This is a genomic window from Pseudomonas sp. M20 (genome assembly GCF_045037865.1).
Lineage (GTDB): Bacteria > Pseudomonadota > Gammaproteobacteria > Pseudomonadales > Pseudomonadaceae > Aquipseudomonas.
Window position 1 is genome coordinate 2253341 of sequence record NZ_CP173611.1, and the last position, 26222, is coordinate 2279562.

The window sequence follows — 26222 nt, forward strand, 5'->3', positions numbered from 1 at the left end:
CACACAGATCGTATGGTCATTGTCTACAGTGAAAAGGTCGGCACGCGTTTGCCGCAACCGTGATTGTCCAGATAAAACCCGGCACCAGTACCGGGTTCCACCTGATCAGGAGTGCACGATGGATCTCAGCCGTCGTCAGTTCTTCAAGGTCGCCGGTATCGGCCTTGCAGGCTCGAGCCTGGGCGCGTTGGGCATGGCCCCGACGCAAGCCTTCGCCGAGCAGGTGCGCCACTTCAAGCTTGCCCACACCCATGAAACCCGCAACACCTGCCCGTATTGCTCGGTCGGTTGCGGTTTGATCATGTACAGCCAGGGCGATACCGCGAAGAACGTAGCGCAAAGCATCATTCACATCGAGGGCGACGCCGACCACCCGGTCAACCGCGGCACCCTCTGCCCGAAAGGCGCAGGCCTGCTCGACTTCATTCACAGCCCCGGCCGTTTGCTCTACCCGCAAACGCGCAAGCCGGGCAGCAGTGAATGGACGCGGATCAGTTGGGACGAAGCGCTCGACCGCATCGTCGACCTGATGAAAGCCGACCGCGACGCCAACTTCATCGAGAAAAATGCCAACGGGCAAACGGTGAATCGCTGGCTGAGCACCGGTTTTCTCGCCGCATCGGCGGCGTCCAACGAAGCCGGTTACATCACCCAGAAGGTGATTCGCAGTCTCGGCATGCTGGGGTTCGATAACCAGGCGCGTGTCTGACACGGCCCGACGGTGGCAAGTCTTGCCCCGACGTACGGCCGTGGTGCCATGACCAATACCTGGACCGATATCGCCAACGCGAATCTGATCCTGGTGATGGGTGGCAACGCAGCAGAAGCGCATCCGTGCGGCTTCAAATGGGTGACCGAGGCCAAAGCGCACAACGCTGCGCGGCTGATCGTGGTTGATCCGCGTTTTACCCGGACCGCTTCGGTGGCCGACTACTACGCGCCGATCCGCACCGGCACCGACATCGCCTTCATGGGCGGCCTGATCAATTACCTGCTGACCGAGGACAAAATCCAGCACGAATACGTGCGCAATTACACCGACGTCTCGTTCATCGTCAAAGCAGGCTACGGCTTCGAAGACGGCATCTTCAGCGGTTACGACGTCGCCAAGCGCAGCTACACCGACAAATCCGGCTGGGGTTACGAGCTGGGTGAGGACGGCTTCGCCAAAGTCGACCCGACCCTGCAAGACCCGCGCTGCGTCTATCAATTGATGAAGCAGCATTACAGCCGCTACAACATCGTCCTCGCCAGCCAGATCTGCGGCATGCCGGTCGATGCGATGCAGAAAATCTGGGAAGAGATCGCCACTTGCTCGACCCCGGGCAAGACCATGACGATTCTCTACGCCCTCGGCTGGACCCAACACTCGATCGGCGCGCAGATCATTCGCAGCGCGGCGATGGTGCAACTGCTGCTGGGCAACGTCGGCATGCCCGGTGGCGGCGTCAACGCTTTGCGCGGTCACTCGAACATTCAGGGCCTGACCGATCTTGGCTTGCTCTCCAATGCACTGCCGGGCTATCTGACCTTGGGTCAGGACAGCGAGCAGGACTACAACGCCTTCATCCATAAACGCACGCAAGTGCCACTGCGGCCGGGACAACTGTCGTACTGGCAGAACTACAGCAAATTCCACGTCAGCCTGATGAAGTCGTGGTACGGCGCCAACGCCACCGTCGAAAACAATTGGTGCTACGACCATTTGCCGAAGCTCGACATCCCCAACTACGACGTCCTGAAGATGTTCGACCTGATGAGCCAGGGCAAGGTCAACGGCTACTTCTGCCAAGGCTTCAACCCGATCGCTGCGCTGCCGGACAAGAACCGCGTGATGGGCGCACTGGCCAAGCTGAAATGGCTGGTGGTGATGGATCCGCTGGCCACCGAAACCTCTGAGTTCTGGCACAACGTCGGGCCGTACAACGATGTGAAAAGCGCGGAGATCCAGACCGAAGTCATTCGCCTGCCGACCACCTGTTTTGCCGAAGAGGACGGCTCGCTGGTCAACAGCAGCCGCTGGCTGCAATGGCACTGGAAAGGCGCCGACGGCCCGGGCGAAGCGCAGACCGACATTCGCATCATGAGCGAATTGTTCCTGCGCTTGCGCAAGCGCTATCAGGCCGAGGGCGGCAAATTCCCTGATCCACTGCTGAAACTGACGTGGCCATACAAGATCCCCGACGAGCCTTCGCCGGAAGAACTGGCCAAGGAAATCAATGGCAGCGCTGTCGCCGATTTCACCGATGCCACTGGCGTAGCGGTCAAGGCCGGCTCGCAACTGGCCGGGTTTGGTTTGCTCAAGGATGACGGCAGCACCGCGTCCGGTTGCTGGATCTTCGCCGGCAGCTGGACCGAGGCCGGCAACCAGATGGCCCGCCGCGACAACAGCGATCCGTTCGGCATGCACCAGCATCTGGGCTGGGCGTGGGCCTGGCCGGCCAACCGGCGGATTCTCTACAACCGTGCTTCGGCGGATGTCGCTGGCAAGCCGTGGGACCCGAAAAAGCGTCTGGTCTGGTGGAATGGCAAGGCCTGGGGCGGCACCGATGTGCCGGACTACAAGGCCGATGTACCGCCGGAAGCCGGGATGAACCCGTTCATCATGAACCCCGAAGGCGTGGCGCGGTTCTTCGCCGTCGACAAGATGAACGAGGGGCCATTCCCCGAGCACTACGAGCCGTTCGAAACGCCGATCGGCATCAACCCGCTGCACCCGCAGAACAAGAAAGCCACCAGCAACCCGGCGGCGCGGATCTTCGATTCGGTCTGGGAAACCCTCGGCGAGGCCAAGGACTTCCCGTACGCCGGTACCAGTTACCGGCTCACCGAGCATTTCCACTTCTGGAGCAAGCACTGCAAGTTGAACGCAATTGCCCAACCCGAGCAGTTCGTGGAAATCGGCGAAGTGCTGGCGAAAGAGAAGGGCATTGCTGCCGGAGATCGGGTGCGGGTCAGTTGCAAACGCGGCTTTATCGAGGCGGTGGCGGTGGTGACAAAAAGGATCCGGCCGCTGCAGGTCAACGGCCAGGTCGTGCATCAGATCGGCATCCCGCTGCACTGGGGTTTCACCGGCCTGACGCGTCACGGTTACCTGACCAACACCCTGGTGCCGTTCCTCGGCGATGGCAACACCCAGACCCCGGAATCCAAGTCATTCCTGGTCAACGTGGAGAAACTATAGATGGCCAGCCAAGACATCATTGCCCGCTCGGCCACCACCACGGTGCCGCCGTCGGTGAGGAATCAGGAGGCGGTGGCCAAGCTGATCGACACCACCAAATGCATCGGCTGCAAAGCCTGCCAGGTCGCCTGCTCGGAATGGAACGAGCTGCGCGACGACGTCGGCCACAACCACGGCACCTACGACAACCCGCAAGACCTGAGCGCGGAAACCTGGACGTTGATGCGCTTCACCGAGCACGAAACCGACGCCGGCAATCTCGAATGGTTGATCCGCAAGGACGGCTGCATGCACTGCGCCGAGCCCGGTTGTCTGGCGGCGTGCCCAAGCCCCGGCGCGATCATCAAGCACGCCAACGGCATCGTCGATTTCGATCAGGATCACTGCATCGGTTGCGGTTATTGCATCACCGGTTGCCCGTTCAACATTCCGCGTATTTCGCAGAAGGATCACAAGGCCTACAAGTGCACCTTGTGTTCGGATCGCGTGGCGGTAGGGCTGGAACCGGCCTGCGTGAAAACCTGCCCGACCGGCGCCATCGTCTTCGGCACCAAGGAAGACATGAAGGAACACGCTGCCGAACGCATTGTCGACCTGAAAAGCCGTGGCTTCGAGAATGCAGGTCTGTATGACCCGGCAGGTGTTGGCGGTACGCACGTGATGTACGTGTTGCACCACGCCGACACGCCAACCATCTACGCCAACCTGCCGCAGGATCCGGCAATCAGTCCGTTGGTGGGCTTGTGGAAAGGCATCAGCAAACCTCTGGGCCTGCTGGCCATGGGCGCGGCGGTGTTGGCCGGGTTCTTCCATTACGTGCGCATCGGCCCGAACCGGGTTGAAGAGGATGAGCATCCGGCGCCACCCGACACCTCGGTGCATGTCGTCGATCCGGCGGTGCACACCTTCGATCCACGCGGGGAGGACCGGCCATGAGCAACAAGACGATCCTGCGTTACACCGCCAACCAGCGCACCAATCACTGGCTGGTGGCGATCCTGTTTTTCATGGCCGGGCTGTCCGGGCTGGCGTTGTTTCATCCGTCGCTGTTCTGGCTGAGCAATCTGTTCGGCGGCGGGCCGTGGACGCGAATTCTGCACCCGTACATGGGCATCGCCATGTTTGTGTTGTTCCTTGGCTTGGTGTTCAGCTTCTGGCGCAGCAATTTCTTCATCGCCAATGACCGGCGGTGGCTGCGACGGATCAATCGGGTGATGGTCAACGACGAGGAAAGCGTGCCGCCGGTGGGTAAATATAACGCCGGGCAAAAGCTGCTTTTCTGGACTTTACTGCTGTGCATGCTCGGTTTGCTGTTTACCGGTCTGGTGATCTGGCGCGCCTGGTTCAGTGCGTATTTCGGCATCACCGTGATTCGCTGGGCGATGCTCCTGCATGCGCTGGCCGGGTTCATTCTGGTGCTGAGCATCATCATTCACATCTACGCCGGGCTGTGGATCAAGGGTTCGGTGGACGCGATGATGCATGGCTGGGTCAGTCGCGCCTGGGCGAAGAAACACCATGAACTGTGGTATCGCGACATCACCCGCGATGAGCGTCAACCAGACGCGCCGGAGCGACCGATCACCAAAAAGGGCTGACTTTTGCCAACCATTCTGGAACCCGGGGAAATCGAAGCGGCGGCCAGTTCGCCGCCGTTTCTGTATCTACCGCCTTCGAATCTGTTTGCGCTGCGGGCTGATCGACTGGAGCAACTGGCCGAGGGGCATGCGCTGGCCGAGTATCTGCGGCTGATTGCCGGATTGTGCCGGGTGCAGCAGCAGGTGTTTGACGATCCGCCGCTGACGGCTCCGTTTGATCAGCAACGGATCGAGGCTTGTCAGCAACATGGTTTGCCGCCGTTTGCGGCTGATACCTTGGTGCGCGAAGAGGGCTGGCAGGCTTATCTCGAAGCTTTGCTGCAGCGTTATGAACCTGATGAACAGCCCGCCGTCATTGAGGCGCTGACAACGTTACGCGTCGCCAGTACCGGCCAGTTACGTTCGTGGGCCGTGGCGTTGGTCAGTGGCCAATACTCGATGGTGCCGGCGCAACTGGTGCCGTTTCTTGGCGCGGCGCTGCAAGTGGCGTGGAGTCACTGGCTGCTCAGCGCGCCGGACCTGAAACTCAAACCCGGCGACAGCCTCAGCCAATGCCCGGCCTGTGGTTCGCCAGCGATGGCCGGGGTGATCCGCCATCGCGGCAAGCACAACGGTTTGCGTTATCTGGTCTGCTCGCTGTGTGCCTGTGAATGGCATGTGGTGCGGGTCAAGTGTGTGTATTGCGAGTCGAGCAAGGGCCTTGATTATCTGAGCCTTGAGGATGATCGCCATGCGGCCAATCACGCGCCGCTGCGCGCCGAAGTCTGTCCGGGTTGTAACAGCTATCTGAAACTGGTGTATCTGGAAAACGATGCCGATGCTGAGGCGTTGTCGGCGGATCTCGGCAGTTTGTTGCTGGACATGCGCCTGGCGCAGGACGGTTATCAGCGCTTGGCGCCTAATCTATTACTGGCCCCCGGAGACGACTGACTACAACGTCTACACTCTTGCGCAGTGATCTGTCTCCAGGAGTGGCTGATGTCCCTGCGGTTACCTTCCATTGATGGTTTGTTGCGTCACCCGGCATGTGTGCCTTTGCTTGAGCGTCACGGGCGTGAGTGGTTGCTGGCGAGTTTGCGGCAATTGCTCGATGAACTGCGGCCCAGCGTGTTGAACGGGCAATTATCAGCCGTCGAAATCAGCCCCGAAGTACTCGCCGGCCGTGTCGGGGAACGCTTGGCCCAGCAACAACGCAGCAACGTACGCCGAGTCTTCAACCTCACCGGCACCGTCCTGCACACCAACCTCGGCCGCGCCTTGTTGCCGGACGAAGCCATCGATGCGGTGCAAATGGCTGCGCGTTATCCGCTCAATCTGGAATTCGATCTGGCCAGTGGCAAACGCGGCGATCGCGATGATCTGATCGAAGGCCTGATCCGCGAACTGACCGGCGCCGAAGCCGTCACGGTGGTCAACAACAATGCCGCCGCCGTGCTGCTGACGCTGAACAGTCTGGGCGCGCGCAAGGAAGGCATCATTTCCCGTGGCGAGCTGATCGAAATCGGCGGCGCCTTCCGCATTCCCGACATCATGGCCCGCGCTGGCGTGCGCCTGCACGAAGTGGGCACGACCAATCGCACCCATGCTCGTGACTATGAAGCGGCGATCAGCCCACGCAGCGGTTTGATCATGCGTGTGCATGCGAGCAACTACAGCCTCGAAGGTTTTACCGCTCGGGTGCCGACGGCTGAGCTGGCCGACTTGGCGCATCGACATGGCTTGCCGTTGCTGGAGGATCTGGGCAGCGGCAGTCTGTTGGATCTGACTCGTTGGGGGTTGCCGGCAGAGCCGACGGTGCGTCAGGCGCTGCTGGATGGCGCCGATATCGTCACTTTCAGTGGCGACAAGTTGCTTGGCGGCCCGCAGGCCGGGTTGATCGTCGGGCGTAAAGAGCTGATCGCAAAGATCAAGAAGAACCCGCTGAAACGCGCGCTGCGGGTGGACAAATTGACCTTGGCGGCGCTGGAGGCGGTGCTGGGGTTGTACCGCGATCCGGATCGCCTCGCAGAACGTCTGCCGAGTTTGCGTCTGCTGACCCGTCCGCAAGCTGACATCTTCATCCAGGCTTCACGGTTGCAACCGGCGTTGGCTGAAGTCTTGGGTTCGCTGTGGCAGGTCAGCGCAGTTGACGCCTTGGGCATGATCGGCAGCGGCAGCCAACCGGTGGCGCGTTTGCCGAGTGCGGCGCTGTGCATACGTCCGCAGGTGTCGAAGCGTTTGCGCGGTCGCTTTCTGCTTAATCTGGAAGCGGCGCTGCGCGCCTTGCCGATCCCGGTGCTTGGTCGTATCGATGACGATGCGCTGTGGCTCGATCTGCGCCAGCTCGACGATGAACCGGCATGGCTCGCGCAGTTGCCGCAGTTGCAGGTCGAACCGTGATCGTCGGCACGGCAGGGCACATCGACCACGGCAAGACTTCGCTACTGCAAGCCCTGACCGGACAAACTGGCGACCGTCGCCCGCAGGAGCGCGAGCGGGGGATGACCATCGACCTTGGCTATCTCTATGCCGAACTTGAACCCGGCGCCGGCTTGACCGGGTTTATCGACGTGCCCGGCCACGAGAAATTCACCCACAACATGCTCGCCGGCGCACAGGGCATTGATCTGGTGTTGCTGGTGGTCGCCGCAGATGACGGCGTGATGCCGCAGACCCGCGAGCATCTGGCGATTGTCGAATTGCTCGGCATTCCGCGCGCTTTGGTGGCGATCAGCAAATGCGACCGGGCCGAGGCGGGCAGGGTGGAAGAGGTGCAGCGGCAGGTGCTGGACCTGCTCGCTCCGGGGCCGTTTGACGAGGCGCCGATCCTAACCGTGTCGAGCCTGAGCGGGCAGGGCGTTGATGGGTTACGCCAGTTGTTGCTACAGACGCAAAGTGAAGTGCATGAACGCAGCCGTGAAGGTGGTTTTCGCCTGGCCATCGACCGCGCGTTCAGCGTCGCCGGCGCGGGGATTGTGGTCACCGGCACGGCGTTGTCGGGCGCGGTGGCCATCGGCGACAAACTCAGCCTCGGGCCATCCGGGAAAACCGTGCGAGTGCGCGGCTTGCATGCGCAGAATCAGCCCGCCGAACAGGCCTTCGCCGGCCAGCGAGTGGCGTTGAACCTGACCGGCGAACGCCTCGAACTGGCGCAGATCCATCGCGGCCAGTGGCTGCTGAGCGAATGGCTACACGCGCCGACGCAACGGGTCGATATCGACTTTCATCTATTGCCCGGTGAACGCACCTTCGAACACTTTCACCCGGTGCATGTGCACCTCGGCACGCAAGATGTCGTCGCTCGGGTGGCCTTGCTCGAAGGGCCGCGCTTGAGTGCCGGTGAGCGCATGTTTGCGCAACTGCTGATCAATGCGCCGGTGCACGCGGTGAAGGGCGATCGGCTGATCCTGCGCGACCAGAGCGCGCAACGCACCTTGGGCGGCGGACAGGTGCTTGACCCGTTCGCCCCGGCGCGACAACGTCGCAGCCCCGAACGTCTCGCGCAACTGCGCGCCTTGGTTTCGGGCGACGAGTTCGAACAGGTCCTGCCCGTGTTGCTCAACTACAGCGCGGGCGGCCTCGATCCGCTGAGGCTCGAACGTCAGTTCAATCGCCCGTGCGCAACCTGGTCGTTAGCGGAAAACGTGCGCCTGATCGACACCCGCCAAGGCCCGCTGCTGTTCAATGTGCAACGCTGGGCGCAATTGAAATTCACCCTGTTGGAACAACTGGCGCAGTTCCATGAACTGGAGCCCGACCAGATGGGCCCGGACCGCGATCGCTTGCGGCGCTTCAGTGGGTTGGCGCTGGAGCGTGCGACGTTTGTCAGTTTGCTGGATGAATTGCTCACGGCCGGATCGATTCAGGCGAGCGGGCCGTGGCTGCATTTGCCGGATCATCAGGTGCGTCTGAATGCCGAGGACGAAAGCCTCTGGCTGGAATTACAAACGTTGTTCGAACAGGCCGGTTTCGACCCGCCGTGGGTGCGCGACATCGCGAAAATGCTCGGCCAGGACGACGCCGTGGTACGCCTGCTGCTGCGCAAACTGGCCCGGCTAGGTCTGATGCATCAAGTGGTGCGCGACCTGTTCTTGAGTGATGTGCAACTGCGCCAAATGGCCGAAGTGCTGGTCAACCTCGCCAAGGAAAATCCGCAGATCCAGGTGACAACCTTTCGCGATGCGCTAGGCTTGGGACGCAAACGCTGCATTCAGTATCTGGAATATTTCGACCGCGTCGGCCTGACCCGACGCCTCGGCGAATCCCGCCAGATCCGCCCCGACAACGCGCTGGCCAACGCCTGCGCACAATGAGTTCAAGGAAGGCAATCGCGCCCGGTGGCGCGGCCGGGCTTCAAACCCGGTTGGGGACGGCATCCGTTCCCGGGCAGGTTCGACTCCGGCTGCCTTCCGCCAGTTTTTCCTTCGGATCTCCCCGATCCAGTGTGGGAGCGAGCAGGCTCGCTCCCGCAAATTCGGCGGTGGAACCGCGCCCGCGTGAGCGACACGAATCCCTGTGGGAGCGAGCCTGCTCGCGAAGGCGTCGGCACTGCCGGCGCCTTACTCGGAGTCTGTCGCGAGGCCCGCTACTGCGGCAACTCCAGATTATCCATCACCGATTCACCGCCAGCTCGCCGAGCATGATCAACTGCGCGATCCCCAACAGCGTCCTGCGCTGCGATGCCGGTATCAGATGGGCGAAGTCATGGGCGATGGTTCTGTCTGAGGCGAGTGTTTCGCTGGCATCGGCCAGCAGTTCCTCGTTTTTGAAGTCTGCGGTGACGGCGTACATCCTGCGGGTCTTGCGTGGCGGTGGCGTGGAGCCGGGTGGGCAGAGGTAGTGATCGAGCGCGCGCTCGGCGGCGTCGTTGAGCTTTTTTGAATCGAGGGATTCGTAGGGGGAGGCGAGGTCGGTTTCGGGCGGGTTGGGTGTTGGTTTGATCATGGTAAAGCTCCTTGAGATGTGGAGCCGTCATCCATCGCTGCTAAACGGATAGGGTGGCGGCTGTACGCGGGTTAGCAGACCAGGCTCAAGGATCCCGGCGCACCGAAGTGCCCCACGCAAAGCCGCCATAACGTAATGGCGGGACTCGCGAGCCTTGAAAATTGCCGAGCTGCTAAACCCGATCGCTGATTCGTCAGCGACCGACTCACAATAGAACCCGCCCCCAAGGCGCACAAGCCGGCGGATTCTGGCGTAGCTGTAGGCAAAGGCGCAAGAATTTGTAGCCTCAGAGACGTGTCTGGAGGTGTCTTTTAAACATTCCAGTTTAAAACGCGAAAAGTCGCGCGAATCTCTGGGGGAAAGGTGGTCTGTCCCTGATAACGCACTTCGCTTGCGGTGGACATGAAAAAAGGGGCCGTTTCCGGCCCCTTCTGGTTTTACTGCTGCGCGACACCCGCCGGTGCTGCGTCGGGCTTTTTCGGCTTCATCAAACTGAAGTCGATCAGCGCGCGCTGTTCAGTCTGGTACGGATCGCCGATCAGCAATGGCCGCGCCTTGAAGCTGTCGCTGACCAGACTCTTGCTGTGGTCGAGTTCATCGAAGCTCAATCCGGCGAGGTCGGCCCAGGTGTGGATCAGGTGCGAGCTGCTGTAGGGGCGATCGAGATCACCGGCGAAGTTCCAGTCATGGTTGGCTTTCCACTTCGGTGATGCCCAGGCCATGAACGGGATGGTGTACATCGGCGCGGTCGGTTTGTTTTCGTTGCGGCCCAGGGTCTTGTGGCCCACCGAGTCGAACACGTCTTCACCGTGGTCGGAGAGGTACAGCAGGAAGCCGTTCGGATCGGATTTGGCGTAGTCCTTGATCAGGCTCGACACGACGAAGTCGTTGTACAGCACGGCGTTGTCGTAGCTGTTGTAGGTCGGTACCTGATCATCACGCACACCCGGTGGCACGCCGTTTCGATCCTGAAACTTGTCGAACGTCGGCGGATAGCGGTACTGGTAGCTCATGTGCGTGCCGAGCAAATGCACGACGATCAGCTTGCGCGGTGCCGCGTCAGCCAGCGCCTTGTTGAACGGCTCGATCACGTCGCCATCGTATTGCGCGGCGTTCTGGTTGCGGTTGTTGTTCAGGTACACCTGCTCGTCGGCCTGCTCGGAGAAGGTCGTGAGCATGGTGTTGCGCTTGGTCATGGTCTGCTGGTTGGTGATCCAGAAGGTTTTGTAACCGGCCTGTTTCATCATGCTGACCAGCGACGGCGTCGACAGGTACAGATCCGGATGCTCTTCGTCAGCGAAGGTCAGGACCTGCTGCAGCGCCTCGATTGTGTACGGACGTGGAGTGACGACGTTGTCGAACACTGCCAGTTGATCCTTGAGCTTGTCCAGTTCCGGCGTGGTGTTGCGCTGATAGCCGTAGAGGCTCATGCGCTGACGGTTGGTCGATTCGCCGATCACCAGCACAAGGGTCTTCGGTTGATCGGCCGAGGCGTCCTGAAGGTTTTTCAGCGGCGGGATCTTGCTGACGTTGTGCAGCATGCCCTGCATGTCGGCGAGGGTTTCCTGGTAACGGTGGTAGGCCACGACCATCTGCCATGGCACGGCCGGCTCAATGCGGGTTTCGAATTTTTCGAAGCCTTGGGCGAAGGTGCCCATGCGCAGCGTTTGTTTGACCAGCGGATAGCCGATTACGGCAATCAGAATTGCCATTGCTGCGACGAATGCGCGGCCACGGGGCATGTACACCGGGCGCAGACGCGTCCACAGGAAGTAAGCGAAGGCGGTGTGTGCGAGGAACGCCGGCACCATCCACCAGGCAAAGTACTGGGTCATGTACTCGCCGGCTTCAGAGATGTTCGACTCGAACATGATGAAGATGACGCTCTGGGAGAATTCCTGCTCATAGATGAAGAAATAACCCAGGCTGGCCATCGAGCAGGCCCACAGCACCAAGCCAATGATGGCGGCGAGCAGTTTGGTGCGCTTGGGGAACAGCAACATCGGTGCCAGCCAGATCGCGCTCATGACGAACGCCTGACGGAACCCGGTGAAGCCGGAGGTACCAGTCAGTTGGATCAGCAGTTGGGTGATACCCGAGAAGTACCAGAAGAATACAAACAGCCAGAGAAAACCGGCCCAGTCGAAACCTGTCGCAGTCGTTTTGCTGCGTTTGAACAATGCCATTCGGCGCTCCAGCTCACTCGTTACAACCACCGCCGGAACATCCATGAAACCGACGAACGAAAGCCGTACGCGCAGGTACGGCCAGAATGGGGCGGAGTATTACGAAGAGAATGTGAAAAGTTTGTTAGTTGCCGCTTTTTGGCTTTCGCCCGGCGGGCAGGGGTGCATCATGTCGGGAACAGCGGAGGCCGTTCCCGAATCAGGCGGGGGATCAGGCGTGGGGGTGACGCTGAACGACCGGCAAAGGTTGCGGTTGCGCACCTTGGGTCAAGAGGCGCAGCTGCGCCAGTTCCTGCTTCAACTGGTCACGTTCGTCTTTCAACTGACGCAATTCATCGCGACGGATTGTCACGTACAGGGTTTGTGGCGGCATTGCTGTGTGTACTGTGCCCATTGCTCACCTCGCAAATGGCGTGCATCAAATGTAAGGCCCCCGCTCTGGGGTGCTGACTTACTATCGGCGCCGATTTTGATTTCTTTTGCCTGGGAATGGAACTTTTTTATTTTTCAGGGTCGGTGTGTCTTCTGCATGATTCGGGGCGTTATCAGTCTGGATCGGGCACAATGCCCGGAAACTTCATCGCAACGCTCTGGACTAACCTCCATCAGTCGCGTTGGGCTATAACCAATGACACACATTTATTTGTAGTAAGGAGCATCAGCACATGCAACTCGGGATTATTGGACTGGGCCGCATGGGCGGCAATATTGCGCGACGTCTGATGCTCAACGGTCACACCACCGTTGTTTACGACCGCAATACCGCTTTCATCGATAACCTGGTCGCCGAGGGCTCCACCGGCGTCGCCGACTTGCCGGCACTGGTTGCCGGCCTGGCCAAGCCGCGCGCGGTATGGGTCATGCTGCCGGCCGGCGCGCCAACCGAAGACACCATCAACACCCTGAGCACTTTGCTCGAAGCAGGCGATACCATCATCGACGGCGGCAACACCAACTATAAGGATGATATCCGCCGGGCCAGGACCCTGGCCGAAAAGGGCCTGCACTACATCGACGTCGGCACCTCCGGCGGCGTGTGGGGCCTGGAGCGCGGCTATTGCATGATGATCGGCGGCGACGCTGAAACCGTGCAGCGTCTCGATCCGCTGTTCGCCGCACTGGCACCGGGCATGGGTGACATCCCGCGCACCAAGGATCGCAAGTCCGACGACCACCGCGCCGAACACGGCTACATCCACGCCGGTCCCGCCGGTGCCGGTCACTTTGTGAAGATGATTCACAACGGTATCGAGTACGGCATGATGGCCGCGTTCGCCGAGGGCTTCGACATCCTCAAGACCAAGTCCAGCGAGCGCCTGCCGGAAGATCAGCGTTTTGATCTGAACGTGGCCGATATCGCTGAAGTGTGGCGTCGTGGCAGCGTGGTGTCGTCGTGGTTGCTCGATCTGACCGCCGATGCGCTGGCCAGCGATCCGAAGCTTGACGGCTACTCCGGCTCTGTTGCGGACAGCGGCGAAGGTCAATGGACCATCGAGGCGGCCATGGAACAAGCGGTGCCGGTACCGGTGCTGTCGAACTCGCTGTTCTCGCGCTACCGCTCGCGCGGTCAGGGCACCTTTGGCGACAAGATTCTTTCGGCCCAGCGCTTCGGCTTCGGCGGCCACGTGGAGACACCGAAGAAATGACCCATACGATCCGCAGAAAATCCAAGGCAGAACCCGCACCACCGACCACGCTGTTTTTGTTCGGTGCCCACGGCGACCTGGTCAAGCGCTTGCTGATGCCGGCGCTGTACAACCTCAGTCGCGACGGCTTGCTTGACGAAAATCTGCGGATCGTCGGCGTTGACCACAACGCCATTACCGATGAAGCCTTCGCGCAGAAGCTCGAAGACTTCATCCGTACCGAAGTGGCGGCCAAGGTCGGCAAGGGCGATCAGATGCTTGATCCGGTCTTGTGGGCCAAGCTCGCCAAAGGTATCAGCTACGTCCAGGGCGACTTCCTCGACGACAGCACTTATTCCGCGCTGGCGGCGAAGATCGCCGACAGCGGCACTGGCAATGCGGTGTTCTACCTGGCCACCGCGCCGCGTTTCTTCAGTGAAGTGGTGCGCCGACTGGGCGCCGCGAAACTGCTCGAAGAAACCCCGGAAGCGTTCAGAAGGGTGGTGATCGAGAAGCCGTTCGGCTCCGATCTGCAAACCGCCGAAGCGCTGAACGCCTGTTTGCTCAAGGTGATGTCCGAGAAGCAGATCTATCGGATCGACCATTATCTGGGCAAGGAAACCGTGCAGAACATTCTGGTCAGCCGGTTCTCCAACAGCCTCTTCGAAGCGTTCTGGAACAACCATTACATCGACCACGTGCAGATCACCGCCGCGGAAACCGTCGGTGTCGAAACCCGTGGCAGTTTTTACGAACACACCGGTGCACTGCGCGACATGGTGCCCAATCACCTGTTCCAGTTGCTCGCCATGGTTGCCATGGAACCACCGGCGGCATTCGGCGCGGATGCGGTTCGCGGCGAGAAGGCCAAAGTGATTGGCGCGATTCGTCCGTGGACCACTGAAGAGGCGCGGGCCAACTCGGTGCGCGGTCAGTACAGTGCCGGCGAAGTCGACGGCAAAGCGCTGAACGGCTATCGCCAAGAGCCTAACGTTTCGCCTGACAGCAGCACCGAAACCTACGTCGCGCTGAAAGTGATGATCGACAACTGGCGTTGGGTCGGCGTGCCGTTCTACCTGCGCACCGGCAAGCGTATGAGTGTGCGCGACACCGAGATCGTCATCTGCTTCAAACCGGCGCCGTACGCGCAGTTCCGTGACACTGAAGTCGACGAATTACAGCCGACGTACCTGCGTATCCAGATCCAGCCCAACGAAGGCATGTGGTTCGACCTGCTGGCCAAGCGGCCGGGGCCGGCGTTGAACATGGCCAACATCGAACTGGGTTTTGCTTACAAAGACTTTTTCGAGATGCAGCCGTCGACCGGTTACGAAACCCTGATCTACGACTGCCTGACCGGCGATCAGACGCTGTTCCAGCGTGCCGACAACATCGAGAACGGTTGGCGCGCCGTGCAACCGTTCCTCGACGCCTGGCAACAGGACGCCAGCGTGCAGACTTATGCTGCTGGTGAAGACGGCCCGCAAGCCGCCGAAGATCTGCTGACTCGCGATGGTCGCGTCTGGCATGGCCTCGGATGAGTGACGTGCCGAAACAACCTGTGCGTTTTCTGCTCAGCGACATGGACGGCACACTGTTGCTGCCGGATCACACGCTGAGTCAGCGCACCATTGACGCGGTGCGTGCGCTGCGTGAGGCCGGCGTGCTGTTCAGTCTCGCCACCGGGCGACCGCCGAAAGCCATGCTGCAGCAGATCGAAGCCTTGGGCGTTGATTTGCCGACGGCAGCGTTCAATGGCGGCACGATCGTCAATCCGGACGGCAGTTTGCTGGTTGCACATTACCTGCCGGCCACCACCGCGCTCATTGCGCTGGCAACGTTTGCCGATCAACCGGACGTGGAAATCTGGGTGTTCAGCGGCGGCGACTGGCTGCTCAAGGATCCGCACGGGCCGATGGTGCCGCGAGAACAGCATGGCCTCGGTTATCCGCCGGTTGTGGTCGAGAGTTTCGAACCGTATCTGGAGCGCATCGACAAGATCGTGGCCACCAGCAACAACACTGAACTGTTGATCGAACTGGAGGCGCGCCTGTTGCCCAAGGTTAACGGCATGGCGCAAGTATCGCGTTCCCAACCCGTGTATCTCGACGTGACCGCGCTGGAAGCCAACAAAGGCACCGCACTGGCGACCCTGGCCGAGCATCTCGGTATCCCGCTGGAGCAGACGGCGGCCATCGGCGATGGCGGCAACGACCCGGCAATGTTCCATTGCGCAGGCTTGTCGATCGCCATGGGCCAAGCGGAGGAGGCAGTAAAACGTCAAGCCGACGTGGTTACCGCGCCCAACACCGAAGACGGCGTGGCCCAGGCGATCAAAAAATACATCCTCCCTCACTGACACCCCATAACCAAATGTGGGAGCAAGCCTGCTCGCGAAAGCGGTGTGTCATTCAACGAATCTGTCGTCTGACACTCCCTCTTCGCGAGCAGGCTCGCTCCCACAGGCTTATTCGGTGCTTGTCAGAGCCAGTAGCTGACGGCATACCAGCCCAACAACCCCATCACGAAGGTGTACGGCAACGCCATCCACACCATCCGCCCGTACGACAAGCGCACCAGCGGCGCAATCGCCGAGGTCAGCAGGAACAGAAACGCAGCCTGACCATTCGGCGTCGCCACGCTTGGCAGGTTCGTACCGGTGTTGATCGCAATCGCCAACGTCTCGAAATGCTCACGGCTCATGTGCCCGGCGAGGAATGCCTGTTTCACTTCAGTGATGTAGATCGTCGCGACAAACACGTTGTCACTGATCGCCGACAACAGGCCGTTGGCAATAAACAGCATGCCCGGTTGTTGCTCGACGGGCAGCGCCAGCACCCACTGGATCAACGGCGCGAACAGCTGCTGATCATGAATCACCGCGACCACCGCAAAAAACACCACCAGCAATGCGGTGAACGGCATGGCGTCCTTGAATGCACTGCCCAGACGATGCTCGTCGGTGATGCCGGTAAACGCGGTGATCAACACAATCACCATCAAACCAATCAGGCCGACTTCAGCGATGTGAAAGGCCAGGCAGCCGATCAGGATCAATGCCGCCGCGCCTTGCACCAGCAGCGCAGCGCGTTGGCGAGCTGTGCGCTCGGCGTTGTCTTCGGCGGCGTAGTTGGCCAGCACGGCGCGAACGTTGTCCGGCAGCAGCGTGCCGTAACCGAACCAACGCAGTTTCTCCAGCAGCACACAGGTGACCAGACCCGCTGCCAGCACTGGCAACGAAACCGGTGCAACCTTGGTGAAAAACTCGCCGAAGTGCCAGCCCATTTCATGGCCGATCAGCAGGTTCTGCGGCTCGCCCACCAGTGTGCACACGCCACCCAGAGCCGTACCGACAGCGCCGTGCATCAACAGACTGCGCAGGAAGGCGCGGAATTGTTCCAGGTCGTCGTGATGCAGTATCGGCAGATTCTGGTCGTCGCCAAACTCGCTGTCCTGGCGCGGATCATTGCCGGACGCGACGCGGTGATAGACGGAATAGAAACCGACCGCCGCACTGATTATCACAGCGGTCACTGTCAGAGCATCGAGAAACGCCGACAGAAACGCCGAAAGAAAGCAGAACATCAACGCCAGCGCCGCTTTTGAACGCACGCCCAGCAGCAGCCGCGAGAACAGAAACAGCAACAAGTCCTTCATGAAATAGATGCCCGCCACCATGAACATCAGCAGCAGGATCACCGGGAAGTTGTGCACCAGCTCATCGTAAAGTGCCTGCGGTGTAGTCATCTTCAACAGTAGCGCTTCGATCAACAACAAGCCGCCGGGCATCAGCGGATAGCACTTGAGCGCCATCGCCAGGGTGAAGATGAATTCGATCACCAGCAGCCAGCCGGCCGCGACCGGGCCAACCGTGAACAGCACCAGCGCATTGAGGATCAGAAAACCGACGATGGTCGCCTTGTACCAGCGTGGCGATTGCCCGAGAAAATTGTACGCGAACGCCTGGGCCATTGAACCGGACATCGGTTGCTCCTTGTTTTATCGAAGCGCGCAAGTTGCCGGATGCGTTACGGAAGATCAAGTACAGTCCGTGTTTTTCAATGGTTCAGGTAACGCGCGACCATCGCTCGGTAGTTGCCATCCAGCGAATAACCGCCGACAAGGATCGCGTCATCCGCCTGCAGAGCCAGCGAATTAGCCGTGTCGAGGCTGCGCCCCAAACGCGTGCGCAACCAGCCTTTGCCGTCGCCGAAGCTGTGGTCCAGGCAGCCATCACTCAAGTATCGCGCAACGATAAAATCCGCCTCGATTCCACCAATGGTTGCACCGACCGCGATAATGCGGCCGTCCGCCATGCGCTGCGCGGCGCTCCATTGGCAGCCACTGGGGCCGATTTCCAATAATTGTGGCTGGCCGCCATGGTTGTGCAGGTTGGGGCGACCGTTTGTGTGCGGGCTGAATGCCAGACAGCGAATCGGGTCGCGACTGCTGCCGAAACAGTGCAGTGCATCTGAGGTTTCAATCACCTGACTGACCTGAGCACTTTTACCGTGCGCCTTGAAGGCCATGAAGCCGTCCACGGCGAAACGCTCGTCGAGGCGGCCGTCGGGCAGGTAGCGCGCCAACAGACCTTCCTGCGGAAAGTCGATGGAACCTGCCACCACAATCCGCCCGTCCTTTTGCAGTATCAGGCTGCTGAGCCAGGTATTGAGCAGCAAGTGGCGAATCATCACAAAGCCACGGCCATTAAAGGTTTCATCGAGGCGGCCATCGGGCTTGAGGCGAATCAGCATGCCGGCATGGTCGGCGAGTTCGAAGTGGTGATTGGCGATCAGCAGAATATGCCCGTCGTCCTGCACGACGAAGTCGCAGGCTTCGGCGCCCGGTACGCCCGGCGGTAGCCAGCTGTCGCGGCTGCCCATGGACAAATCACCCGCCAGGCGCACCACCTGGCGACCATTGTCACCGAAGCGCAGATCCGGTTTGCCCTGTGCATCGAACAAGGCCAGCGCCGGTAGGGTGCGATGAGTGTTTTCATAGTGCAGGCCGGCGAGCAGGATGCGCCCGTCGGGCAGTGCCTGGACTTTGCCGGCGGTGGCTTCGAAGCCAGGGGCGAAGGCATCGATCACGCTGCCTTGAACACCGAAGGACAGATCGGCGGAGCCATCGGCGAGCATGCGGGCCAGTCCGAATCGGCTGCCGGCGGTGACGCCGACTTTCGCTGCGACGAGAATGCGACCCTGGGCATCGACGGCGACATCCTCCGTCAGGCTCGACACGCTGCGAGCGAAATACACTTGGGCAACGCCAGTCCCGGCAAATGTCCTGTCGAGTTGACCGGTCCGGTTCAATAACGTCGTTGATAACGCCGGGAGCGTAAAAGTGTTCAGAGTGGACATGCACGCATCTCCTTGCGAGTTGACCCGTACCGGGAGCCGGGCGGGTAACTGCATGAGCGAAACATTCAATCCCTGAACCGGGAGAAGTACAACTGGAAGAACTAACAGGTGGAGGGTCGCACTGTGCCAGAACAGTGTCTTTTTGAACCAATAGCAAGCCGCCCAAGCAGTTAAGCCTGAACACCTTGGAAATAGTTGTACAAAAGTACGAAGGGTTAAAAAGAAAACAACTAATAGAAGAGGGCGGATGACCTGAATGTCATCCGCATTGCCCGACTGTTAGTGTGGCATCGACCAGGATTGCAGGCTGTGACCTTCTTCGCTGAGTTCAGCGCGAGCCTGCTGCAGCAGTTGCTCGAGTTGCGCCGGATCGGAGTAGGTGCTGCTGGGAATCTGCTTGCGACCGATATGGGAATTGGTCCGGTCGATCACGGTCAGGCTCAGTTCGCCATTGCCGTCTTGTGGCGCCCAGGCCACGCACTGGAAAGGTTTGAACGCGTGGTTGGCAATCAGAAGAGCTTCGTTGATACGGAGCGGGGCGGTCATGGATTTTTCTCTCTGTCGTGCCCAATCAATTGATCTGCCGTCGGTTGGGCTTACCGTTCGGCTGGTACTTGTACTGATGCACCGAACCCGCAGGCAGGTCACACATGAAACAAAGAAATTTCAACTTTCTTTCATGGAGTTGCTTTATAGACAGGTTTTTGGAAGCTCCCTGAAAGGTTAAGGCTGGAATTAGTCGATAGCTTACTAACAACTTCTCTTCTTATAACGTGTTTGCTTGTACGCCTATAAGCAATCGATACAAGGCCCTGTCAAAATCTTGCTAATGTTACAGTCGGGTCTGCCAAATGACTGTTTTTACAATCATTTCTAATAATTTGGCGCCAAGGAACAGTCATGAGCGAAGCGCCTGCGTTACGACGTTTATTGGTGGTCGATCCCTGCGACGATTGCCACCGCTTATTGCCCGGATTACGCGCCGTAGGTTGGGATGTTGATAGCTGCACCCTGGAAAATGCCGCTGACCGCAGTTGTGATGTCGGCCTGCTGCGCTTGCAGCCGTTTCACCTCGAACGTCCCGAAGCCGTCAAGGAACTGATCAGTCGCAGCGGCACCGAATGGATCGCGGTGCTCAATCAGGAAGTCCTGCGTTTACAAAACGTCGGTGATTTCGTCTGTGAATGGTTCTTCGATTTCCACACCTTGCCGTTCGACGTATCACGGGTGCAGGTCACCCTTGGCCGGGCATTCGGCATGGCTCGTTTGCGCGGACAAGGCACGATTCATGTGGATCAGCCCGAACATGAACTGCTCGGCGACAGCAAACCGATCCGCGAACTGCGCAAATTACTGAGCAAACTGGCACCCACGGAATCGCCGGTATTGATCCGCGGTGAAAGTGGCACCGGTAAAGAACTGGTTGCGCGCACGCTGCATCGACAATCCCAGCGTCACAGTAAACCGTTTGTGGCAATCAATTGCGGGGCGATTCCCGAGCACCTGATTCAGTCCGAGCTGTTCGGCCACGAGAAAGGCGCGTTTACCGGCGCCCATCAGCGCAAGGTCGGGCGCATTGAAGCGGCCAATGGCGGCACGCTGTTTCTCGATGAAATCGGCGATCTGCCGCTGGAGCTACAAGCCAATCTGCTGCGCTTCCTGCAAGAAAGGCACATTGAACGTGTCGGTGGCAGTCAGCCGATCCCGGTCGATGTGCGCGTTCTGGCGGCGACCCACGTCGACCTCGAAGCGGCCATCGAGAAGAAGCGATTTCGCGAAGATTTGTATTACCGGCTAAACGTCCTGCAAGTGGTCACTGCGCCTTTGCGCGAACGCCACGGCGATCTATCGATGTTGGCCAACCACTTTTCCCATTTCTACAGCCATGAAACCGGCCGGCGCCCACGCAGTTTCAGCGAAGATGCGCTGATTGCCATGGGCAAACATGACTGGCCGGGCAACGTCCGTGAACTGGCCAACCGTGTGCGGCGCGGGCTGGTGTTGGCCGAAGGCCGGCAGATCGAGGCCCGAGACCTGGGGCTGATCAGCCAGCACTCGATCGCTACCCCCATGGGCACGCTGGAAGATTACAAGACCCGCGCCGAGCGCCAGGCACTTTGCGATGTGTTGAACCGGCACAGCGACAACCTGAGTGTGGCGGCCAAAGTCCTTGGCGTGTCCCGGCCGACGTTTTATCGCCTGCTGCATAAACACCAGATTCGCTAGATACCTGAAGATCAAAAGATCGCAGCCTTCGGCAGCTCCTACAGGGATTACACAAATCCGATGTAGGAGCTGCCGAAGGCTGCGATCTTTTGCTTTTGCCTAGAAGTAATACGGGAATTTCAGACTGAAGGAAAAGTCCGGTGCATCATCCGTCATGCCGATGGACAAGTTGGGTACGATGGTCAGGTTGTCGGTGGCCGCAATGGTCATGCCGACGTTGAAGTAACCGGCGTTGGCGTCGCTGGACACCACCGATTCCCAATCCCCGCCATCCTGTTTCAGCTTGCTCTTGCGTTGCACCAGATCAGACACCGAGAACGACATACTCATCTTCTCGTTCAGCGCAAACGCAATACCGGCGCCGATCTGGAAGCTGTCGCCGATCTTTACCTTGCCCGGGTTTTTCTGGTTGACCGTCGAACTGATGTCGTCAAACGACTCCTCCAGGTTGTGGGTGTAGGACAGGCTGCCGAACAGCACGGCCGGGTCGAACGTCTTGACCAGCGAGATGCCCGGTGTGATCGACCAGACGCCGTTGCCGGTGGGCAGGGTGTCAGGTACAAACAGATTGGAGTTGGCATCGGTCTGGCGTAGTTTGATCCCGAACGGATCTTTGCCGGTTGGCGCCTTGACCCGCAGTGTGACTACCGCGTCCGGCGTATTGACCGACTCGTCCAGGAACTTGTAAGCGATGCCGAAGTTGACGTCGCCGATGGTTGGATCCTTGGTGACAGTTTCTTCTGTGGTGACACCCGCCGCGCCCTCATTGCCGCCGCCCGACTGATAAGTCGATTCGCGATACACCACGGGCACGTTCAGGTCGAACTGCCAGCGATTATCGAAGTTGTAGCGCCCCGTCAGGTCGAGTGTCCAGGTATCGGCCTTGATCCGGTCGAGGTTGATGTTGCCGAGAAAGATCGAATCGAGTGCCAGGAAGCCATTGAGAATCAGCTGGCGGGTGTCATAGCGCGAGTAGGTGATGCCGGTTTCGACGCTGAACTTGCCGCCGCCGAAGAAGCCGCTGGCCTCGTCGTACAGGTTGGAAACGCTCTGCGCCGGTTGCGAATCGTCCGCCAGCGACTGCCCGTAAGAAGCGCCACTGCCCCCGGCGGCGCCTCCTGATGCTGCTGCCGCACCGGTGCCGGTGGCGACGCGATTGCCTTTCATGTCCGATGGCGATTTGGCCAGACGTTTTGGTGGTGGGGCGGCGGGTTGTTCTTCAACCTGGCGGACTCGTTGTTCGAGAACCGCCAGGGCCTTTTGTTGTACTTCGTATCGTTGTTTCAGCTCCAGAAGTTCCTGTTTCAGGGCCTCTACATCTGCGTCGGGTGCTGCTTGCAGCATCGCCGCAGGGAGAAGAGCGCTCAAACACACTGCGGCACGCAGTGATACTGATCGATACATGAATAAGCCGTCCCTTTAAGCCCAATGATCGAGACTCAGCGTAGTTCAATATCCAATACTGCGTAGGGCCCCGAGTTGAGTCAGGTTGCAATCCAGTGCGCCGGCGCTTCTGCCGTTATTATTGAGTACGACGTTAAGTTGAGTCAGGTTGTTGACCACATTGGCACTCCCGAGCAGACGGGTGTTTTGCAGGAGACCGCTCGAAGCGACCTGTTGCAGTGCCGTGCCTTGATTGCCGCTGGCTTGTATCGCCATTTGCACGCCACCCGTACCGGTTGCCGACACTGCGACATTGCCGGCGGCATTACTGCCGGAAATAGTCTGGCCGGCCATCAGGGCTTGGCCCTGTACGGGGGCGAGTGCTGGCGCCTGATTGGCTTCCTTGACGTTAATGGCGACGTTGTTGTTCGCCGTGTTGCCGTCACCCGCCGCGCGTACGCTCTGCGTCACGCCCGACGATGAGTTAAGGCCGGCACCGCCGATAATCGATCCCGTGCCCTGTTGCGGCGTATTGCCGTTGCCCATCTCCTTGATGGTCGACACGTAAAATTCCGGTTTGATGGTGGTCTGTTGCACCTGCATTGATGCAGACGCCCCGATCAGATCGCCACTGGCGTTGCGCCAGGTACTGCTCATGACAATGCCGAAGCTGATAATTCGCCCCGGCATCACATAACGACCACGCAACTCGGCGAGCTCCTGGTCCTTGATTTCTATGGGTTTGAATCCTGCATTGGCATAGCCTGACGCACTCGCTGCCAGGCAGGCGGCGGCCAGCCAGTATGAGGTTTTCATCTGCTGCTCCCGGGACATCCAGTCCCATTTTCTATAATCGGCGATTAAAAGAAGTCGCTCTGAATGAACCCGAAATCCATCAATTCAGCATCTTTGACCGGGTTGAAACCATCCAGCTTGTTCTTGGCCGTCAAGGGCACCGGAGGGCTGCGCAAGGCGTTGGCCTTGTCATATCCGGGACCGACGATCGCGAAGACAATGCCGTTCCAACCTTTGACAAAGTCATCATGTTTGTAGCGTTTATGGCCGAGCACCGGGTCTCCGATGTAAACCCAATCCTTGTCCGAACGCTGCAACACGACGAAATGCTTGTAGCCGCGAATTTCCATCAGTACCACCACCGGGATGGTTACCGCTTCGAGCTTTTCCGGTGGAATCTTGTAACCCCTGGCGCGCATGCCGATGCTTTCTATGTAGCGCTTCATGTCCAGCATGGAAAAACCTTGAGTACGAACAAGGTCCTGGTCAGCGTTGACCAGCATGCCTTTGATGATGTGCTCCTCATCGACGTCGAGCCAATAGGCTTGGCGTAATACCGTTGCCAGTGCAGCGGCGCCGCAGCTGAAATCGGTTTTCTGTTCGACGATGTCGGCAAACTTGCGCTCACGGATGCTCTGCACGTTTTTGTAGACGAGCGTGCCACCCGGCAGGGCAGCGACGGGCATCTGACCGGCCTGAGTCAGGCCACAGACGAAAAGCAGAGCGAGGAGGGCCGTCTTACGCATGATCGATACGCCTTTGCGGACTGAGGAAAAGCCCCGTTTCCGGGGCTTTCGTTTCGATCGCGATTACAGGCAGGCTCTGCAGCCAGCAGCGATGGACAGCGAGTTGCTTTGTTGGTTGCCCACACCAGACGAGACGTTGGCTCCGCCGTTGCCGGAGAAGTTGTTCATCGAGTTGGTCATGTTGGCATTGTTGACCACAGGGGCTTTCCAGCCGTCTTTGGTCATCACTTGCTGAGTGGTTACGCCAGCGAGGCCAAAGGTACCGACGGCTTCGAATTTGGCTTTCTGGTCATCGTTGCCACCGTGGCCGCCGCCACGATTGCCATAACCGCCGTGGTGGTCATCATCTTCGATGGTTGCAGTGCCTTTGGCTTTGAACACGCCAGCGGCCGCGTAGGTGCCGGTGAGGGTGTCGGTTTTGTAGGTCTGCACGCCTTTGTTGTCTACAACCAGGCCGGTGGAGGACTGATTGGCGGCTGCGGCGGCAGTGGCTACACGGCCACCGGATACGGCGATCGCCAGGTTGTTTTTCTGCTGGTTGAAGTTGCCGGCAGAGACGTTGATGCCGATGTTGCCGGAACCATTGTTGCCTGCATTGTTGAGAGTGGCGTTATTGAAGGTGGACGAGTTTTTCACGTAGTTGTTGTTGTTGACTTGAGTTGCACTCGAGGCAGCAACAGCGGTGCCGAAGATGAAGCTTTCGTCGGCAGTAGCCAGGGCGGCGGCGTTGTCTTGTTGGTTGCCGTCGCCGGCTGCAACGTTGGCGCCCATGTTGCCATTGGAGCCATTAAGCGAGTCGCTGGCGTTGGCGTTGTTGAGGGTGCCCTGGTTTTTCACCACGTTGCCGTCACTGTTTTGCGCGTCGAGTACAGCGGCGCCGGCGCCTGCGGTGATCTGCAGCAGTTGTTCAAGATTTGGACCTTGTGGCTGGCCGTGACCGTTGCCGTGTCCATTGCCATGCCCGTTACCATGACCGTTGTTGTCATCACGACCGCCTGCCTGTGCTGCGATTGCCATCACTGCTGCAAGTGCGAAAACCAGTGGTTTGAGAGCCATTGTAGGTTTCATGGTGTTTCTCCATCGTGCTTATTAGTTGGTTAAGTGTTGGTACTTTCTAATTGCACTGCTTTTGTTGTTTGGGTCAGTCAGCGACCCGGATGCTCAGGGTGTTAGCCATACGGTTCCCCACCCCGGCACTCTGGTTCACCTGAATTACCCCGCGGCTGCCGGTGAAGGCCTGATCACTTGTCGTGACCTGGCGACTGCCGGGTGAGGTACCAGTTGCTCCTGAGCTCGGTAAAAGCGCCACGTTCTGTTGTGAAAGGGCACTGTCGTCAACGCTCTGCGGGGCAGCACTGATGCTGACGCGCGTGACGTTGGCCATCTGGTTGTTGGCCCCGGCACCCTGGTTCACGCCCAGGATCCCGTTGCCATTGCTGAAAGAGGTGCCGCCGATGGTTGCGCTGGCGTCCATCGAGCGCGAGGCAGGTGTATCGATTTTCTGCATAACGCTGGTAGTGGCGTGGGACTCGGTGCCGATCGCCACAGCCTTGACGTTGGTCTGCTGCATTTGATCGCCAGCGGCCTGGTTGACGTTGAAATTGCCGCGGTACTGAACCCCGGAATCTTGAATGTTGGCCTTGTTCACTGAACCAGGATCAGCAGCCATGGCAGTGGTGCAACCGAGCAGGGCAAGCAGAAGGAGTGAACGATTCATTTCATTGGCCTCCGGCCATGCGGGTCAGGGGGGCAAGGCCGGAACTCATGGCGCGGTTGATCGTGCCGGAAATCGCGCCACCGGAACCGCCGCCGTGTCCTGCGCTCATGCCGGGCATGCCATTGGGATTGGTGACGGTATTGAGGCCTGGCAGATTGCTGCCGGCCTGGACATTGTTGACGGTGCGGAACGCGCTGCCGCTGGCGACACCGGCGAAGTCGCCGTCGCTCAATTCGGTGCTGTTCATGGTGGAGTTGATGCGTGCGGACGGATTGGCATTGACGGTGGTCGGGTAGGGGTCTTTGCCGCCATTGCGACCAATCGGGATCGGCTGGACATCGCGGTTGAGGACGATGACGCCATTGCCTTCTGCGTGGACATTGAAACTGAGCAATGTGCTGGCTGCTGATCCGATCAGCAGAAGGCAGGTCAAACCTTTTTGGATATTCCCCACGGCTGCAATTCCTTCTTCAGTGGGC

The 26222-nt window shown here is 59.6% G+C and carries 21 protein-coding genes, 1 tRNA gene and 1 pseudogene; 11 read left to right on the forward strand and 12 right to left on the reverse strand.

Translation table 11 applies throughout. The features are described from left to right. Nucleotides 1-118 precede the first annotated feature (118 nt). From fdnG to ACI514_RS10120, 7 genes are all read left to right on the forward strand, one after another. Nucleotides 119-3184 (forward strand): formate dehydrogenase-N subunit alpha, encoded by a 3066-nt coding sequence (fdnG, locus tag ACI514_RS10090; protein WP_405123703.1) that lies wholly within the window; start codon nt 119-121, stop codon nt 3182-3184. After that, nucleotides 3185-4120: a formate dehydrogenase subunit beta gene (gene fdxH / locus ACI514_RS10095; RefSeq protein ID WP_405123704.1), complete on the forward strand. Its 936-nt coding sequence runs from the start codon at nt 3185-3187 to the stop codon at nt 4118-4120. Then, on the forward strand, nt 4117-4782 hold the full coding sequence (locus ACI514_RS10100) for a formate dehydrogenase subunit gamma (protein WP_150729836.1): 666 nt from the start codon (nt 4117-4119) through the stop codon (nt 4780-4782). The genes fdxH and ACI514_RS10100 overlap by 4 nt, the downstream gene beginning before the upstream one ends. A gap of 3 nt (nt 4783-4785) precedes the next feature. Further along, nucleotides 4786-5712 carry a formate dehydrogenase accessory protein FdhE gene (fdhE, locus tag ACI514_RS10105; RefSeq protein WP_405123705.1) on the forward strand — a complete coding sequence of 309 codons (927 nt, stop codon included), beginning with the start codon at nt 4786-4788 and terminating at the stop codon, nt 5710-5712. A 45-nt stretch (nt 5713-5757) separates the two neighbouring features. After that, nucleotides 5758-7161, forward strand: coding sequence for an L-seryl-tRNA(Sec) selenium transferase (gene selA / locus ACI514_RS10110; protein ID WP_405124211.1), 1404 nt, complete (start codon nt 5758-5760; stop codon nt 7159-7161). After that, on the forward strand, nt 7158-9074 hold the full coding sequence (gene selB, locus ACI514_RS10115; protein WP_160060099.1) for a selenocysteine-specific translation elongation factor: 1917 nt from the start codon (nt 7158-7160) through the stop codon (nt 9072-9074). The genes selA and selB overlap by 4 nt, the downstream gene beginning before the upstream one ends. A 6-nt stretch (nt 9075-9080) precedes the next feature. After that, nucleotides 9081-9176, forward strand: a tRNA-Sec gene (locus ACI514_RS10120). A gap of 170 nt (nt 9177-9346) precedes the next feature. Here ACI514_RS10120 and ACI514_RS10125 read toward each other — a convergent pair. From ACI514_RS10125 to ACI514_RS10135, 3 genes and pseudogenes are all read right to left on the reverse strand, one after another. Continuing rightward, nucleotides 9347-9705, reverse strand: a pseudogene (locus ACI514_RS10125) (DUF6124 family protein). A gap of 437 nt (nt 9706-10142) precedes the next feature. Next, nucleotides 10143-11891 carry a phosphoethanolamine transferase CptA gene (locus ACI514_RS10130; RefSeq protein WP_160057988.1) on the reverse strand — a complete coding sequence of 583 codons (1749 nt, stop codon included), beginning with the start codon at nt 11889-11891 and terminating at the stop codon, nt 10143-10145. Nucleotides 11892-12102: 211 nt separating this feature from the next. Next, nucleotides 12103-12285 carry a DUF6026 family protein gene (locus tag ACI514_RS10135; RefSeq protein WP_016983768.1) on the reverse strand — a complete coding sequence of 61 codons (183 nt, stop codon included), beginning with the start codon at nt 12283-12285 and terminating at the stop codon, nt 12103-12105. Between the two features lie 271 nt (nt 12286-12556). On the opposite strand from ACI514_RS10135, the gene gnd reads away from it, so the two are divergent. From gnd to ACI514_RS10150, 3 genes are read left to right on the forward strand one after another with little or no spacing between them, the layout of a single operon-like run. Further along, nucleotides 12557-13537 (forward strand): phosphogluconate dehydrogenase (NAD(+)-dependent, decarboxylating), encoded by a 981-nt coding sequence (gene gnd, locus ACI514_RS10140; protein ID WP_405123706.1) that lies wholly within the window; start codon nt 12557-12559, stop codon nt 13535-13537. After that, nucleotides 13534-15057 (forward strand): glucose-6-phosphate dehydrogenase, encoded by a 1524-nt coding sequence (gene zwf, locus ACI514_RS10145; protein ID WP_160057986.1) that lies wholly within the window; start codon nt 13534-13536, stop codon nt 15055-15057. The genes gnd and zwf overlap by 4 nt, the downstream gene beginning before the upstream one ends. Continuing rightward, nucleotides 15054-15875, forward strand: coding sequence for an HAD family hydrolase (locus tag ACI514_RS10150; RefSeq protein WP_160057985.1), 822 nt, complete (start codon nt 15054-15056; stop codon nt 15873-15875). The genes zwf and ACI514_RS10150 overlap by 4 nt, the downstream gene beginning before the upstream one ends. Nucleotides 15876-15997: 122 nt before the next feature. Here the strand turns inward: ACI514_RS10150 and nhaB are convergent, their stop codons facing one another. From nhaB to ACI514_RS10165, 3 genes are all read right to left on the reverse strand, one after another. Continuing rightward, a complete protein-coding gene (nhaB, locus tag ACI514_RS10155) occupies nt 15998-17500 on the reverse strand; it encodes a sodium/proton antiporter NhaB (protein WP_405123707.1) in 1503 nt (500 codons plus the stop codon). Nucleotides 17501-17574: 74 nt separating this feature from the next. After that, nucleotides 17575-18876: a hypothetical protein gene (locus ACI514_RS10160; protein ID WP_405123708.1), complete on the reverse strand. Its 1302-nt coding sequence runs from the start codon at nt 18874-18876 to the stop codon at nt 17575-17577. Between the two features lie 279 nt (nt 18877-19155). Beyond that, complete coding sequence (locus tag ACI514_RS10165) at nt 19156-19422, reverse strand: hypothetical protein (protein ID WP_311886994.1); 267 nt, start codon at nt 19420-19422, stop codon at nt 19156-19158. Between the two features lie 354 nt (nt 19423-19776). On the opposite strand from ACI514_RS10165, the gene ACI514_RS10170 reads away from it, so the two are divergent. After that, the gene (locus ACI514_RS10170) at nt 19777-21102 is read left to right on the forward strand and encodes a sigma-54 dependent transcriptional regulator (protein WP_160057981.1); all 1326 of its coding nucleotides are present in this window, start codon (nt 19777-19779) and stop codon (nt 21100-21102) included. Between the two features lie 99 nt (nt 21103-21201). On the opposite strand, the gene ACI514_RS10175 is transcribed toward ACI514_RS10170, so the two are convergent. The 6 genes from ACI514_RS10175 to ACI514_RS10200 all read right to left on the reverse strand — a co-directional run bounded on the left by ACI514_RS10175 (nt 21202) and on the right by ACI514_RS10200 (nt 26197). Further along, entirely contained in the window at nt 21202-22506 is a 1305-nt protein-coding gene (locus ACI514_RS10175) for a hypothetical protein (protein ID WP_160057980.1), read from the reverse strand. Between the two features lie 45 nt (nt 22507-22551). Continuing rightward, the gene (locus ACI514_RS10180; RefSeq protein ID WP_160057979.1) at nt 22552-23301 is read right to left on the reverse strand and encodes a hypothetical protein; all 750 of its coding nucleotides are present in this window, start codon (nt 23299-23301) and stop codon (nt 22552-22554) included. 44 nt (nt 23302-23345) lie between these two features. After that, nucleotides 23346-24026 carry a C39 family peptidase gene (locus tag ACI514_RS10185; RefSeq protein ID WP_127927862.1) on the reverse strand — a complete coding sequence of 227 codons (681 nt, stop codon included), beginning with the start codon at nt 24024-24026 and terminating at the stop codon, nt 23346-23348. Between the two features lie 63 nt (nt 24027-24089). After that, the gene (locus ACI514_RS10190) at nt 24090-25094 is read right to left on the reverse strand and encodes a heme utilization protein (protein ID WP_160057978.1); all 1005 of its coding nucleotides are present in this window, start codon (nt 25092-25094) and stop codon (nt 24090-24092) included. 73 nt (nt 25095-25167) lie between these two features. After that, complete coding sequence (locus ACI514_RS10195; RefSeq protein WP_160057977.1) at nt 25168-25743, reverse strand: adhesin; 576 nt, start codon at nt 25741-25743, stop codon at nt 25168-25170. Nucleotide 25744: 1 nt separating this feature from the next. Beyond that, nucleotides 25745-26197 (reverse strand): hypothetical protein, encoded by a 453-nt coding sequence (locus tag ACI514_RS10200; RefSeq protein ID WP_127927856.1) that lies wholly within the window; start codon nt 26195-26197, stop codon nt 25745-25747. Nucleotides 26198-26222: the final 25 nt, after the last annotated feature.

Coding starts and splice junctions, on each gene's coding strand:
- ACI514_RS10130 (WP_160057988.1), bottom strand. CDS start 11,891: ATGGCATTGTTCAAACGCAGCAAAACGACTGCGACAGGTTTCGACTGG.
- ACI514_RS10175 (WP_160057980.1), bottom strand. CDS start 22,506: ATGTATCGATCAGTATCACTGCGTGCCGCAGTGTGTTTGAGCGCTCTT.
- ACI514_RS10135 (WP_016983768.1), bottom strand. CDS start 12,285: ATGGGCACAGTACACACAGCAATGCCGCCACAAACCCTGTACGTGACA.
- zwf (WP_160057986.1), top strand. CDS start 13,534: ATGACCCATACGATCCGCAGAAAATCCAAGGCAGAACCCGCACCACCG.
- ACI514_RS10180 (WP_160057979.1), bottom strand. CDS start 23,301: ATGAAAACCTCATACTGGCTGGCCGCCGCCTGCCTGGCAGCGAGTGCG.
- ACI514_RS10170 (WP_160057981.1), top strand. CDS start 19,777: ATGAGCGAAGCGCCTGCGTTACGACGTTTATTGGTGGTCGATCCCTGC.
- ACI514_RS10150 (WP_160057985.1), top strand. CDS start 15,054: ATGAGTGACGTGCCGAAACAACCTGTGCGTTTTCTGCTCAGCGACATG.
- nhaB (WP_405123707.1), bottom strand. CDS start 17,500: ATGTCCGGTTCAATGGCCCAGGCGTTCGCGTACAATTTTCTCGGGCAA.
- gnd (WP_405123706.1), top strand. CDS start 12,557: ATGCAACTCGGGATTATTGGACTGGGCCGCATGGGCGGCAATATTGCG.
- ACI514_RS10185 (WP_127927862.1), bottom strand. CDS start 24,026: ATGCGTAAGACGGCCCTCCTCGCTCTGCTTTTCGTCTGTGGCCTGACT.
- ACI514_RS10160 (WP_405123708.1), bottom strand. CDS start 18,876: ATGTCCACTCTGAACACTTTTACGCTCCCGGCGTTATCAACGACGTTA.
- ACI514_RS10190 (WP_160057978.1), bottom strand. CDS start 25,094: ATGAAACCTACAATGGCTCTCAAACCACTGGTTTTCGCACTTGCAGCA.
- ACI514_RS10100 (WP_150729836.1), top strand. CDS start 4,117: ATGAGCAACAAGACGATCCTGCGTTACACCGCCAACCAGCGCACCAAT.
- fdxH (WP_405123704.1), top strand. CDS start 3,185: ATGGCCAGCCAAGACATCATTGCCCGCTCGGCCACCACCACGGTGCCG.
- ACI514_RS10165 (WP_311886994.1), bottom strand. CDS start 19,422: ATGACCGCCCCGCTCCGTATCAACGAAGCTCTTCTGATTGCCAACCAC.
- ACI514_RS10195 (WP_160057977.1), bottom strand. CDS start 25,743: ATGAATCGTTCACTCCTTCTGCTTGCCCTGCTCGGTTGCACCACTGCC.